13 protein-coding genes are annotated in these 12,869 nt (G+C 70.0%); 3 read left to right on the top strand and 10 right to left on the bottom strand.

Annotation, left to right across the window (positions count from 1 at the left end; genetic code table 11):
• Positions 1-28: 28 nt before the first annotated feature.
• From ACIBI5_RS34800 to ACIBI5_RS34780, 5 genes are all read right to left on the bottom strand, one after another.
• Positions 29-802, bottom strand: coding sequence for a DUF899 family protein (locus tag ACIBI5_RS34800; protein ID WP_397252960.1), 774 nt, complete (start codon positions 800-802; stop codon positions 29-31).
• Between the two features lie 93 nt (positions 803-895).
• Positions 896-1,240 carry a YciI family protein gene (locus tag ACIBI5_RS34795; protein ID WP_397252959.1) on the bottom strand — a complete coding sequence of 115 codons (345 nt, stop codon included), beginning with the start codon at positions 1,238-1,240 and terminating at the stop codon, positions 896-898.
• A 53-nt stretch (positions 1,241-1,293) separates the two neighbouring features.
• Entirely contained in the window at positions 1,294-2,100 is an 807-nt protein-coding gene (locus ACIBI5_RS34790; RefSeq protein ID WP_397252958.1) for an ABC transporter permease, read from the bottom strand.
• On the bottom strand, positions 2,097-3,035 hold the full coding sequence (locus ACIBI5_RS34785) for an ATP-binding cassette domain-containing protein (protein WP_397252957.1): 939 nt from the start codon (positions 3,033-3,035) through the stop codon (positions 2,097-2,099). The genes ACIBI5_RS34790 and ACIBI5_RS34785 overlap by 4 nt, the downstream gene beginning before the upstream one ends.
• 73 nt (positions 3,036-3,108) lie before the next feature.
• The gene (locus tag ACIBI5_RS34780; RefSeq protein WP_397252956.1) at positions 3,109-3,966 is read right to left on the bottom strand and encodes an NAD(P)-dependent oxidoreductase; all 858 of its coding nucleotides are present in this window, start codon (positions 3,964-3,966) and stop codon (positions 3,109-3,111) included.
• Between the two features lie 72 nt (positions 3,967-4,038).
• Here ACIBI5_RS34780 and ACIBI5_RS34775 point away from each other — a divergent pair, with 72 nt between their 5' ends.
• Positions 4,039-4,392 (top strand): MerR family transcriptional regulator, encoded by a 354-nt coding sequence (locus ACIBI5_RS34775; protein ID WP_397252955.1) that lies wholly within the window; start codon positions 4,039-4,041, stop codon positions 4,390-4,392.
• Positions 4,393-4,576: 184 nt separating this feature from the next.
• On the opposite strand, the gene ACIBI5_RS34770 is transcribed toward ACIBI5_RS34775, so the two are convergent.
• Positions 4,577-5,170: a TetR/AcrR family transcriptional regulator gene (locus tag ACIBI5_RS34770; RefSeq protein WP_397252954.1), complete on the bottom strand. Its 594-nt coding sequence runs from the start codon at positions 5,168-5,170 to the stop codon at positions 4,577-4,579.
• Positions 5,171-5,252: 82 nt separating this feature from the next.
• Between ACIBI5_RS34770 and ACIBI5_RS34765 the strand changes: the two genes are divergently transcribed.
• A complete protein-coding gene (locus tag ACIBI5_RS34765) occupies positions 5,253-6,419 on the top strand; it encodes a DUF418 domain-containing protein (RefSeq protein ID WP_397252953.1) in 1,167 nt (388 codons plus the stop codon).
• A 140-nt stretch (positions 6,420-6,559) separates the two neighbouring features.
• Here ACIBI5_RS34765 and ACIBI5_RS34760 read toward each other — a convergent pair whose 3' ends face one another.
• The 3 genes from ACIBI5_RS34760 to ACIBI5_RS34750 form a co-directional block, all read right to left on the bottom strand.
• Positions 6,560-7,009 (bottom strand): hypothetical protein, encoded by a 450-nt coding sequence (locus tag ACIBI5_RS34760; RefSeq protein WP_397252952.1) that lies wholly within the window; start codon positions 7,007-7,009, stop codon positions 6,560-6,562.
• A 196-nt stretch (positions 7,010-7,205) separates the two neighbouring features.
• Entirely contained in the window at positions 7,206-8,444 is a 1,239-nt protein-coding gene (locus tag ACIBI5_RS34755; RefSeq protein WP_397252951.1) for a YncE family protein, read from the bottom strand.
• Positions 8,445-8,727: 283 nt separating this feature from the next.
• Positions 8,728-9,591: an LLM class flavin-dependent oxidoreductase gene (locus ACIBI5_RS34750; protein WP_397252950.1), complete on the bottom strand. Its 864-nt coding sequence runs from the start codon at positions 9,589-9,591 to the stop codon at positions 8,728-8,730.
• Between the two features lie 768 nt (positions 9,592-10,359).
• Here ACIBI5_RS34750 and ACIBI5_RS34745 point away from each other — a divergent pair.
• A complete protein-coding gene (locus ACIBI5_RS34745; RefSeq protein WP_397253262.1) occupies positions 10,360-12,456 on the top strand; it encodes a transglycosylase domain-containing protein in 2,097 nt (698 codons plus the stop codon).
• Here ACIBI5_RS34745 and ACIBI5_RS34740 read toward each other — a convergent pair.
• Entirely contained in the window at positions 12,447-12,866 is a 420-nt protein-coding gene (locus tag ACIBI5_RS34740; protein ID WP_397252949.1) for an SRPBCC family protein, read from the bottom strand. The genes ACIBI5_RS34745 and ACIBI5_RS34740 overlap by 10 nt on opposite strands.
• Positions 12,867-12,869 lie beyond the last annotated feature (3 nt).

Below are 12,869 nucleotides of genomic sequence, written 5' to 3'. Positions count from 1 at the left end.
CAGCACTATGGCACGCCCACTCGCGCGATCACGGCGCGGTGGTGAGGTCGTCGGAGCGTCCAGCCTCGATGCGCGACCACTGCGAGAGCGGGCGCCCGTCGATCCGCCAGAACTGGGTGGGTTCCTCCTCCCGCCACGCCTGCGGCCAGCCGGGAGGCGAGTCCTCGCCCGGGTGCTGGCGTCCGTACACGGTGAGGTCCATGAGCGCGAGGCTGTAGTCCATCGCCTCCACGCCGCGGCCCGTCGTCCAGTACGTCTCGAAGACGCGCTCGCCGTCGCGCAGATAGCTCACCAGCTGCATCGAGCCGATCTGGCGGCCGACGAGCAGCGTGCCGACGGAGGCCTTCGCCGAGTACCACGGCATGTCCCAGCCCATGAAGTCGCGATAACGGCGGCTTTCCCGGTACGGGCCCTGGCAGAAGACGGCGTAGGTGATGTCGCGCGAGTGCAGGTAGGACAGCTCCGAGATCTGGCCGCCGCACCAGGTGCAGCCCTCGCACTGCGCGGCGGCCGGATGACCGTCGCGCCACATGAAGTAGTACGCGAGCAGCTGCCGCCGTCCCTCGAACGTCTCCAGCAGGGTGACCGGCCCGTCAGGTCCGACCAGCTCGGTCGTGGGGTCCACCTCGACCATGGGCAGCCGGCGCCGGGCGGCGGCGATCGCGTCGCCCTCGCGTGTGTGCGCCTTCTCCCGGGCCCGCAACTCGTCCACCTGGGCCTGGAAAGTGGCCCGGTCGACGGCCGCGGGCATGCTCGGCGCGTTGCGGGCGAGGGCTGTCGGCTCGCTGAGGTTGTCCTTCATGGTCAGTCTCCTCCTTCGGTACGTGGCTTCGCCCACCGACGAACGGGGCACCGGGGGATTCGACATCGCCGGGAAAGAATCTTCAGCGCATGGTCACGGGACCTCCCAGATCGGGCGGATCTCGATGCCGGCGCCGATCGGGCACTTGCGGGCCACCTCCTCGGCCTCGTCGAGGTCGGTGCATTCCACGACGTAGAAGCCGGCGAACTCCGCGCGCCTCGGCGTGAAGGGACCACCGGTGGCGGCGGGGCCGTCGGCGGCCGGTCGCAGGGTGCGGGCCTCCCGCTCGGGGTGCAGCGCCTGCCCGGTGTAGGCGACTCCGCGTCCGTCCAGATAGCGGGCGAACGCCTGGTGCGCGGCCAGCGCCGACGCCATCTCCTCCGTGGAGACGGCGTCCCAGTAGCCCTCGGGGTCGAACAACAGCAGTGCGAACTTCATTTTCTGTCCTCCTTACCCCGATGACGCGCAGGTCATCCGGAAATCGACAGCGCTCAGGCGCGTCGCCGATAGGCCCGCACGGCCAGCGGCGCGAACACCGCCACGATCCCCAAAGCCCACGCCAGCGAAGCCAGCACCGGCCCGCCCGCCGGACCGCCGAGCATGAGCGCCCGCGAGGCGTCCATCACCCGCTCGACCGGATTGACGTTCAGCCACACCTGCAACCAGCCCGGCATGGTGCCCTTGGGCGCGGTCATGCTCGTGCCGAACGTCAGCGGGAAGATCACCAGGAACGACAGCCCCTGCACCGCCCCCGGCGTCCTGGCGACCATCCCGAAGAGCACGAACACCCAGCTCACACAGAACGCGAAGAACATCGTCAGCAGGCACGCGGCCAGCACGCCCAGCGGCCCGGTCTGCGCCCGGAACCCCAGCAACGTGCCGAAGCCCAGCATCGAGGCGGTCGCCACCACATACCTGATCACATCCCCCAGCACCGACCCCAGCAACGGCGCCGAGCGGCCGATGGGCAGCGCGCGGAAACGGTCGAAGACGCCCTTGTCGATGTCGGTGCTGAGGTTCACCCCGGTGGACATGGCGGCGATCAGCATGACCTGCACCAGCATCGCGGGCAGGACGAGCTGCAGGTACGCGCCGGTGGAGCCCGACACCGCCCCGCCCAGCAGGAAGACGAAGATGACCAGGAACATCAGCGGCTGGACCGTCACGTCGAGCAGCTGCTCGGGGGTGCGCAGGGTCTTGGTGACGCTGCGCCCGGCCAGGGCGAGGCTGTGCCGTACCAGCGCGAAAGGGCGCGCCTGGGCGCGTGCGGGAGCTTGCTCGTCCACGGTGAGGGTCATGCGGCGGCCTCTCGTCGTCCGGTCAAGGTGAAGAAGACCTCGTCCAGGCTGGGCAGGTGCAGCGACAGCTCGGCCGCGGTGATGCCGGACGCGGCCAGTGCGGCCACGATCTCGGCGAACGCGGCGTCGCCGGCCACCGGGACCGTGACCACGCCGCGGGCGGGGCGCTCGGGCCGCCGGCCGGACAGGCGGGCCAGGATCGACTCGGCTTCGGGCAGGCGTTCGGGGTCGGTGGGGCGTACGAGGGCGGTCTGGCCGCCGACGACACGTTTGAGCTGGGCCGGGCTGCCGTGCGCGATGACCTTGCCGTGGTCGATGACCGAGATGTCGTCGGCCAGCGCGTCGGCCTCCTCCAGGTACTGCGTGGTCAGCAGGACGGTCACGCCGTCCTCGACCAGATCGCGCACGATCGTCCAGACGTCCTCGCGCTTGGCGGGGTCCAGGCCGGTGGTCGGCTCGTCAAGGAAGATCACGTCGGGACGGCCGACCAGGCTGGCGGCCAGGTCGAGGCGGCGTCGCATGCCGCCCGAGTAGGTCTTGCACCTGCGGTCGGCCGCCGCCTCCAGCCCGAACTCCGCGAGCAGCTCGGCCGCTCGGCGCTTGGCCTGGTTGCCAGGTAGGTCGAGAAGGCGGGCTATCAGCACCAGGTTCTCCCGGCCGGTCAGGTCCTCGTCGACCGAGGCGTACTGGCCGGTCAGGCCGATCAGGCGGCGCACACGGGCGGCGTGGCGCACCACGTCGAGCCCGCCCACGGTGGCGCGCCCGGCGTCGGCCTGCAGCAGCGTGGCCAGAATGCGCACGGCGGTCGTCTTGCCGGCGCCGTTGGGACCGAGCACCGCCAGCACACTGCCCTGGCGGGCGGCCAGGTCTATTCCGGCCAGGGCGGTGGTCTTGCCGAAGCGTTTGACCAGCCCTTCGGCTTCGAATGCGTTCATGACCGCCAGCGTGCCCGGCGGCCCTGGCAGATCCCGCACAGATCCCTGTCAGAACCTCGCCGCCGAAACAGCCCTATTGGCCGCGAAGGATTTCGACGAGGCTGGCGAAGCTGTCCTTACCGTGGCCGGCCTCGATGCCCCGGGCCGTCAGCGACTTGATGAGTTCGGGCAGGGCGGTATCGAGGCCCCGCGCTCGGACGGCGTTGATGAGGTGGTCCATGAGCGGGGCATCCAGCTCCAGCCATTCCTGGTCGCCGGGGTAGCGGTGGTCATCGATCTGGCGGGCGTAGTCGGTGATCACTTCCGTGACGGTCGTGGACAGCCAGTGGGTCAGCAGGGGCGCCACCGTCGTGGCCCGGACCTGGGCGGTGCCGAGCAGGGCGGTGGTCTGCAGGAAGCCGATCAGGGTGGCCCAGGCGAAGTTGAGCATCGCCACGTCATGGAGAGCCGCGGTGCCGGGGGCCGAGCCCAGATAGGTGGCGCCGCCGATGTGTGCGAGCGAGCTTCGATGGCGCTCGAACACCTCGCGGGAGCCGCTGTAGACCAGCACCGTCTCCGGCTGACCGACATGCTCGGGATGGGCCATCAACGCACCGTCGAGATAGTGCCCGCCCCTGGCCCGCACCCAGCCGGCGGCCTGCTCGGCCTGCTCGCTCGTTCCGGACGTGAGGTTGATCAGGTCGGCCGAGACGATGTACGGCTCGGCCCGGCCCAGCACGCGCCGGACGCCGTCGTAGTCGTCCAGGCACATCAGCACCAGTGAAGCCGTGAACGCGACCTGCGGCGACGCCGCCCGCCGTACGTCCTCGACGGGCTCGGCCGGTGCGCCGGCCTCGTCCCAGACCACGACATCGTGACCTGCCGCCGCGAGGGCCTTGGCCAGCGCCGCACCTCGCGGGTTCAACCCTATGACCGACGTACGCACGCTCATCACTCCTCCTGGGCGCCCTTCGCGTGGTTAGGCTAGACCTTCACATGGATGTGAGAGTCAACCGGAGGCGCGGTGCGGATCGGAGAGCTGGCGGGGCGGACCGGCGTCAGCCCACGGCTGCTGCGCTACTACGAGGAGCAGGGCCTGCTGCGGCCGCGGCGACGGCCGAGCGGATACCGCGAGTACGGCGAGGGCGACGTGGAACAGGTGCGACGCATCCGCGTCCTGCTCTCGGCCGGGCTCCCCACCACGACGATCGCCGATGTGCTGCCGTGCACGGTCGGCACCGGCGATGGCCTGGCCGCGGCATGTCCTGGCCTCCTGCCCGAACTGCGCCGCGAGCGGGACCGGATCAGCCGCTCCATCACCGAGTTGTCCACCGCCCGGACGATGCTCGACACCATCATCGGCGCCACCTCACGCTGAGCAGAACCTGAAGGGCCGAAGGTTCCCTCTCGGAGACGCTTGGGTGGCCATCGGCGTTACGGCGGTTGAGCCTGCCTCGGGGGCCGAATGGGAGAGGGTGACGTGCGGTCCCGTGGGCGGATCCGGCTCTGGGCCGCCGGCGTGGGCGAGTGCGGCGATGGCGACCGTCAGGTGGGGTTCCGCCTCACGCCCGAGGGCCGAGCCCGATCGCGGGCAGGATGGCCTGGTCGACGATCGCCGCGAGGTCCTCGTCGGTGGGCGGCGCCCCGGCATCGATCAGGCGCTTGGTGACGAGGGCCTCGCCGATGTCGGCCACGACCGGGGTGAGCAGTTCGGCGGGGAAGTGGCCCCGTTCGGCGTAGTGTTCCAGCACGGTACGGGTGAACGTGCCGCCGCGACCCGCGAAGACCCGCTCGAACAGGGCGTCGGACATCAGCGCCGCGCTTCTGGGGTCGGTGAGGATGGCCGCGACCGCCCGGCCGGCCGGGCTGAAGGCCCACTCCACCATGAGCCGCAGGGCGCGGACGAGGTCGCCGCGCAGGTCGTCGGCCCCGGGCGTGGGCTCCTCGACCGGATGCTGGTGGTAGAGCGCGTCGAGAAGCACTTCGATGGGATCGGACCAGCGCCGGTAGAGGGTCGTGCGGGGTGTCGCCGCGCGCCGGGCGATGCCGTCCATGGTCAGCCGCCCCGCGCCCACCTCCAGCACCTCGTCCAGAGCGGCGTCGTGAATGGCCTTGATCAGCTCTTCGCCGCGACGGCGCGTCCGGGAATCACCCATTACCACCCCTTGATTAGCTACGCCTTTGTATCTTACCTTGTAGCTCAGCTACAGTCGTGTATCTAAAGTCGAGGGGACACCCATGTCCATCGCCCCACCGCCTCCCGTCGTGGGAGCCACCCCCATCACCCAGCGCGCGCTCGCGCCCGATCTCGCCCGTGGGCTGATGCTGCTGCTCATCGCGTTAGCGCACGCGCACATGTACCTGTCCGGTCACGCGACGGGCTTCCGCGGCTACGCCCTCGACGGCGGGGTGCTGGACCGGCTGGTCGCCGGGGCGCAGATCCTGCTGGTGGACGGCCGTGCGCTGCCGATGTTCGCCGCCCTGTTCGGCTACGGCCTCGTGCGGCTCGCCGACCGGCAACTCGCCACCGGCAGGAACTGGACGCAGGCGCGCAAGGTCCTGCGCCGGCGGAGCCTGTGGCTGCTGGCCTTCGGGTTCTGCCACGCGCTGCTGCTGTTCTTCGGCGACATCCTCGGCGCGTACGGGCTGGTCGGGCTGGTGCTCGTCGGATTCGTCCGGCGCACGGACCGGTCAGTGCTCCGGGCCGCCGCCGTCGGGCTGGCGCTGCATGTCGTGGTGATGTTCGGCTTCGGGCTGCTCACCGTCTCGGCCTCCAAGGGCGATACGCCTGCCGCCGTGGCCGACCCGATCGCGGCGGTGGTGATGCGGCTCATCGGGTGGTTCGGGATGACGCCGACGTACTTCGCCGCGAGCGTGGTGCCGGCCCTTCTGTTCGGGATCTGGGCGGCCAGGCGCCGCGTGCTGGAGGACCCCGCCGCGCACCGGGACCTGCTGACGCGGGTCGCCGTCGTGGGCACCGCTGTGGCCGTGGCCGGCGGAGTGCCGCTGGTGCTGGTCGACACCGGGCTCTGGATGCCGTCGGATCCGGTGGCGGTGTCGGCGTACGCGCTGCACAGCGTGAGCGGCGTCGCCGGTGGTCTGGCGTACGCGGCGATCGTTGGCCTGGTCGCCGGCCGTCGTCGAGGCGATGGTCCGGTGGTCAAGGCGCTCGCCGCGTGCGGCCAGTGGTCGCTGACCTGCTATCTCCTCCAGTCCGTGGTCTTCGTGGCACTCTTCGCGCCGTACGCGGGCGGTCTCGGCAACCGGGTCGGCGACGCCGCGGCTTCCGGCATCGCGGTGCTGACCTGGCTGAGCACCGTGGTCCTCGCCGCGCTGCTGGCACCGGGCGGGCGACGGGGACCGGCCGAGGCCGCGCTGCGGCGGCTCACCTATGGCCGCCGGTAATGCGTAGCTCACGTGCGCATCTCGCCTGTGGCGATGGCAGGCAGAGGGGTCCGGCGCGGGCTTGCCGCCCTCGACGCCGAAGTCCTCGCGCTTCACTCGGCTGCGCGAGGACTTCGCGGCCCGCGCCGGGTTGGAGTGGCTCAGTCGTCGCCGAACAGGGCGATCAGCTCCAGCAGCTTGATGACGTCCGCCCTGAGTTCGCCGTCGGGCAGGTCACTTCCTGAGAGAGAGTACTTTCCCTTGAATTTCTTGGGCGCCTCGGACGGCTTGGCCTCGGTTTCGTTGATGGTGAAGAAGTAGTTTCCGTTGTAGGTGCTGCCCGTAATCGTGAGATGGGCGCTGTTGAAATAGAAACTCTCGTCCGAGCCGTCCAGCGGGCTGAGGCTGATGTGGCCGTTGTACCACTTTCCCTTGATCTTGTACTGGAGTCCCTCCAAGAAGGACTGGTCCCCGCTGCCGCCGTCCGTACGCGTCTTACCTTCGGCGATGCGCAGCGAGTCAAAAGTCCACGCGCTCCAGTCGAAGGTTTTGAAGGTGGTGATCGCCTGCGAGATGGTGCGGCTGGAACGTTCCTGTACACCGTCGGTCACGTCGACTCCTTCGTCGCCACGGAGAAACAAGAAATGCATCGTGCGCCCCGCTCACGTTCTCGTCAAGGGCTTTTTCTGGAGTTCCTGTGTCATCCCATGGGGAAACGAATGATAGAGCCTCTCGGTGCTTACTCCCTTGGTGGCCTTTCGGTTCGCGGGGCATCAGGCAGGGTGGGTGGTCGACTCCGGTGGCCTGTCAGGGATGGGCGGCGTGGTGGAGCGATCGGAGACCTGGGACGGGGATGCCGGCTTGCTGGGTTCCCTTTTCGTCCAGGGCGATTACGCGGTCGCCGGCGCCGGCCAGCAGTTGCCCGTTCAGTGTGGCCAGGCCACGCGCGGGGCCAGGCAACTGCCAGGTTCCGCGTGGCGCCAGCGTGGCCGGGTCGGCCAGTTGTAGGGAGGTGCCGGCCGCGAGGTAGAGGTGCTGGTCGTCGGCCAGCGCGTATGCCTCGCCTGTGTGCTTGGCGCCGAAGGCGGTGCGTTTCACGGTGAGGTCTGTTGTGTCGGCCTGGGCGATGCGGCCGCTGGTGGCGTCGTAGACGAAGAGGGTGCGGCCGTCGGGGCTGAGCGCCAGGGTGTGCGCCTTCGGTGGGCCCAGGCCGAACGGCTGTGGCAGGTCGAGGCAGTAGGCCCACCGCTGGTCCAGTTGGAGGACGTGGACAAAGGCATGCACGCCGGGCGCGGAGTCGCCGCCCGCGATCAGGTCGCGGGTGTGCAGGTGGTCGGGCTGATGGGTGTAGAGCGTGTAGAGGACCCCCGCGTCCGCGTCCAGGACCGCCTGGCGGCCCTGCCCGCGCATCTCCTCCTCCTTGCCCTCCGGCACGGGTTTCTTGTCGCGCGTGTTGAGGGGTTTCGGGGTGCCCGAGGGCAGGTCCAGCACGCGTACCCGGTAGCGGTCTGGCTTGTCGGGTGGCAGGTATTCCAGGACGTACATGACCTGGCCGTCGGTGGAGAAGGCCTCCGGCTCGACGTTGCCGCCGAGCCGGAGGTCGCGCCCGCCGTCCGGTCCGGCCAGGGAGATGAGGGTGCTGGTACGCGGGCCGGGCGGCGGGCCGACGGCGACGAGCTCTCCCGCGCGGGAGACCACCTTGACCTGCGTGCCGCTGACAGGTGCCTCGCGGCGCACCTTGCCGCTCGGGAGGTCGAGCACGCGCAGCCGCCCGTCCTTCACCTGGTGCAGTCGTTCCCAACCGGCATCCGGTACGGCCTCACCGTACTCGCGGATCTGCTTGCCGGTGGCCAGGTCCACGGCGACCAGCCCGGACGCGGTGCTGGCATACAGCGTCCCCGCGAGTCCGGTCGTCCTGGCGGGTGGTGGTGGACTCACGGGCTTGGCGGCCGCGGGTTCGGCCTGGCTTGCGGCACAGGCGGACAGGGCGGGCAGGGTGGCCAGGGCGAGCGCCCCGGCCAGCAGTTCACGTCGCGTCGTCCTCACACCTGCCCTACACCGCCCGGCCACGAAAGGTTCGGCGCCTTGACTGCCGGAGCTCGAACTCCCCACCGACAGGTCGTGAGGCGTTCGCCTCGCCTCTGTCACTGCTTGAGGTGAGGAGTTCAGCATCCCGATCGGCGCTACCAGGGGTGACACGTCGTCCGCCTTCTCCCGACCGCCCGGTCGCTGTGTATCCGTCGCTGCCGGGGAAGGAAGGGTTGAGCGCCGTGCCTGGTGCTGCCCAGGGTGTAACCGCTTGGCTGCTAAAGGCCGCTGCTTCTTGGTGCTAGGTGGCCGGTGGGCCGTGTTCGATGCGGCGTAGGACCGGGACCAGCTTGTCCAGGGTGTCACCGCCGATGTGCTGGCGTTCGTCCCACCAGGTGACGCCCTCCTCGGCCAAGGGCGCGATGACGGCCCGTGCCTGCGTGGGGTCCGTGGGGGTGACGCCGCCGGCGACGATGTCGAAGGGGCCGGTCCGGTTCAGGCGGGCGCGTTCTTCGCGGGTGAAGGCGATCAGGTCGCGTACCTCCTGTACGTGTGGGGGTTGTCCGTGTCTGGCGGACTCGAACAGCGGGACCGCGCCGTCCCAGCGGGCCGCGCGGCGCATGGGGCGGCGGTTCGGCCAGTAGCCGGCCACCCACACGGGCGGGCGGGGCTGCTGAACGGTGGCCGGTAGCAGCGCCACGTCGTGAGCCTCGAAAAAGCGGCCCTTGTGGGTGACTGGCTCGCCGCTCCAGTAGCGCGCCATCAGGTCGAGGCCCTCATCGAGGCGTGCGGCCAGCTCGATCGGGTCGGTGCTCTCTCCGAACGCGCCGTACTCCTCCTCGATCGGCGCGCCCAGACCCGCGCCGAAGATGACCCGGCCGGTGCTGAGGGAGTCGAGGGTGGCGACCTGGCGGGCGAGTTGCTGGGGGCGGCGCCTGGCCACCGGGGTGACCAGGGTGCCCAACCGGAGGCGGGTGGTAGCCAGTGCGGCGGCGGTCAACAGCATCCAGGGGTCGCCGAAGGGGGTGCGTTGCTTGCGGTGTACCACGTGGTCCCAGACGAACAACGCGTCCCAGCCGGACTCTTCGGCAGCCGCGGCGACCTTGGCCACGTTCCTGGCGTCGGCGAACTCCCCGAAGTTCGGGATGTTGATCGAAAAGCGCATCCTCGCATCCTGTCCGACGGGCGAACGACCCGGCAATCGACAGGCCGCACTCGCCTCCCCGGCAACCTGACAACCCGCATGCCGGACGACCGCCGCCCCAACCACGTGCCGGACAACCTGGTAAGCGTCCACCGGAGTGGCCTGGCCGTGTCAGGTGCTGGGAAGCCGGACAACCCTGCGTGAAGCCGCCTGCCGGAGAGCCGGACCATCGGGCGTGATGTCGTCTGCCGGTGCGGCCTGACAGCGGGGGTGGCCGGGAAATCGGACAACCCTGCGTGAAGCCGCCTGCCGGAGAGCCGGACCATCGGGCGTGATGTCGTCTGCCGGTGCGGCCTGACAGCGGGGGACGCGGGGCAGCGGGTGGCCGGGCAGCAGGGTTGCCGGGCAGCCTGACAACCCGTCTGGCGGGGGCATGGCGTTGGTCGGCAAGGCAGGCTCGTGGTGGGGCAGGCTCGTGGTGGGGCAGGCTCGTGGTGGGGCCGGCTGGGGGTGGGGCTGGCTGGAGGTGGGTGGGGCTGCTGTTGGCGAGGGCTTGGTGGGGCTGGGGGTGGGGTGGGTAACCTGCTGGCATTCGGGGGCCAAGGTTGCATCGAGGCATCGGGAACCACTGAAAGACCTGCGACGATAGCCGTTTCGTCATCGCCGGATGGCGGATATCGGTCTTGGACATGTCCCTGCCCGATCTGGTCTTATTTGATGCGCAATTTCGGGGAACGGGGGGCACGGGTGGGGAAGCGGGCTGGTCGGAGCGTCGCGCAGTTGGCGGGGGTGGGGCTGGCGGCGGGGGTCGTCGCGGCGGGGCTTGGGGCGCTGCCCGTCGGGGGCGCGGGTATGGCGATCATGGCGGCCACCGATGAACTGCAACCCGTGGAGCTCAAGGAGCCGCCGCTGGCGGAGAAGTCCACGCTTCTGGACGCTGCGGGCAAGCCCATCGCGCAGTTCTATGAGGTCTATCGCGAGATCGTTCCTCTGGCCGACGTGGCCGAGACGATGAAGACGGCGATCATCGCGATCGAGGACTTCCGCTTCTACGAGCACGGCCCGATCGACTTCCAGGGCATGGCCAGGGCGCTGGCCAAGAACCTGTCGGCGGGCGGGGTCAGCGAGGGCGGCTCGACGATCACCCAGCAGTACGTCAAGCAGGTGCTCCTGACCCAGGCCCGGACCAAGGAGGAGAAGGCCAAGGCCCTGGAGACCAGCTACGCCCGCAAGCTCAACGAGCTGCGCTACGCCATGTCCGTGGAGCAGAAGTACACCAAAGACCAGATTCTCGAGAAATATCTGAACATCGCGTACTTCGGCGCCGGTGCCAACGGCGTCGAAGCCGCCGCCAAACGGTTCTTCGGCGTCTCGGCGGCCAAGCTCACGCTCGGGCAGGCGGCCACGCTGGCGGGAGCCGTACAGTCGCCGAGCAACACCGACCCCTCGGTCAGCAAGGCCCACCGCGCGCGGCTGCTGGAACGCAGGAACGTCGTCCTGGACCGGATGGCCGGCCTCGGCAGGATCTCCAAGGAGGACGCGGCGGCCGCCAAGGCCAAGAAGCTCGGTTACAAGGGCGTGCCGCTGCCCGGCGGTTGCGAGTCCAGTTCGTACGCCTATTTCTGCCTGTACGCGCGCAACGAGATCCTCAACGACCCGTCCTTCGGCAAGACCAGGACCGCCCGCAAGCACTTCCTGGAGCGCGGCGGGCTGACGATCCGCACGACGCTCGACCGCCGCATGCAGGCCGCCGCCGACCGCGCGATCAAGAAGCGGGTGTACGCCACCGACAATCCGGTGGCAGCCGAGGCGCTCGTCCAGCCGGGCACCGGCAAGATCAAGGCGATGGCGGCCAGCCGCGAGTACGGCAGCGGCAAGAACCAGATGTCCTACAACCTGGTGGCCGACGTCGCCCACGGCGGCGGGACCGGCTTCCAGCCTGGATCGACGTACAAGACGTTCACGCTGGTCACCGCGTTGCAGCAGGGCATGCGGGTCAACGACGGGATGACCGTGGGAGCCGGTTACCGCGCGCCCGGCTACTCCACGTTCAAGAACTGCAAGGGCGGCAACGTCGGCGACCCCACGCACACCGTCACCAACGACGAGGGCTCCGGCGGGTACAAGACGCTGCAGACCGGGACGTGGGGCTCGGTCAACACGTTCTTCCTGGAGCTGGAGCAGCGGGTCGGGCTCTGCGAGACGGTCAAGACCGCCAAGGCGCTCGGCAGCAAGCGGGCCGACGGCAAGCCGCTGGGCGAGTACCAGACGTTCACGCTCGGGATCAACGAGAGCGACCCGGTGACAGTGGCCGCCTCGTACGCGGCGCTGGGCGCCCGGGGCAAGTACTGCGCGCCGATGGCCATCACCGCGATCACCGACCGCGACGGCAAGAAGACGGCCTACGAGCCGGAATGCCGCCAGGCGATCGACCCCGAGGTGGCCGACGCGACCGCGCACGTGCTGTCGGGGGTGTTCACCAAGGGCACGATGCGCGGGGTGGGCGGCATCGGACGTCCGGCCGCGGGCAAGACGGGCACGACCGACGACTACGCGGCCGCCTGGTTCGCCGGGTTCACCCCTGATCTGGCGGCCGCGGTCAGCATCGGCGACCTGCGCGGCGCGCAGCGCTACAAGCTGACCGGCGTCATGATCGGCGGCCGGTACTACGGCCTGGTGGCCGGGGCCACGATCTCGGGGCCGATCTGGCAGGAGACGATGGTGGAGGCGCTCAAGGGGGTGCCCCAGACGCCGTTCACGCCGCTCAACACCGCCCGCTTCGGCGGCGGCGAGCCGCCGCCCAGCCAGGACGAGCCGACGAGCGACGAAGAGCCGCGACAGGACGACGAGGGGCCCCTGCCGAACGAGGACGTACCTCAGCGCTGAGCCAGCTCCCCCAGCCTGAGCAGCGACCGCCGGGCCAGCAACACGGTCGCCGCGTGCACCACCGGCCAGCCCGGCAGCGCCCACCGGGGCACCTCGACCCGCTCGGCCCACACCACCCGGCACCATCGCGGGCCGAGCGGCCGTACCCGGAAGGCGCCTTCCCCGCGCACGACCGTCCCGGTGTGCTCCACCCGCACCCGGTGCGGCGGCTCCCACTCGGTGATGGTCATCGTGTCGAGGAAGCCGAATGGCCTGATCCCGGTGTAGGCCTCGATCATGTCCGGCCCGGCCTGCCAGGCGTCGGTCATGAACATCCACTCGTGGTGGCGTGGCCAGTCGGTGATGAGGGCGAAGACGTCCTCGGCCGGTGCGTCCAGCTCGACGGCCACGGCGGCGTACCTGAGGCTCATCAA

Origin of the sequence: Nonomuraea sp. NPDC050540 (assembly GCF_044457485.1) — a bacterium.
GTDB lineage: Bacteria > Actinomycetota > Actinomycetes > Streptosporangiales > Streptosporangiaceae > Nonomuraea.
The sequence above is the reverse complement of the archived record's forward strand: the minus strand, read 5'-3'. Positions and strand labels throughout refer to the sequence as shown.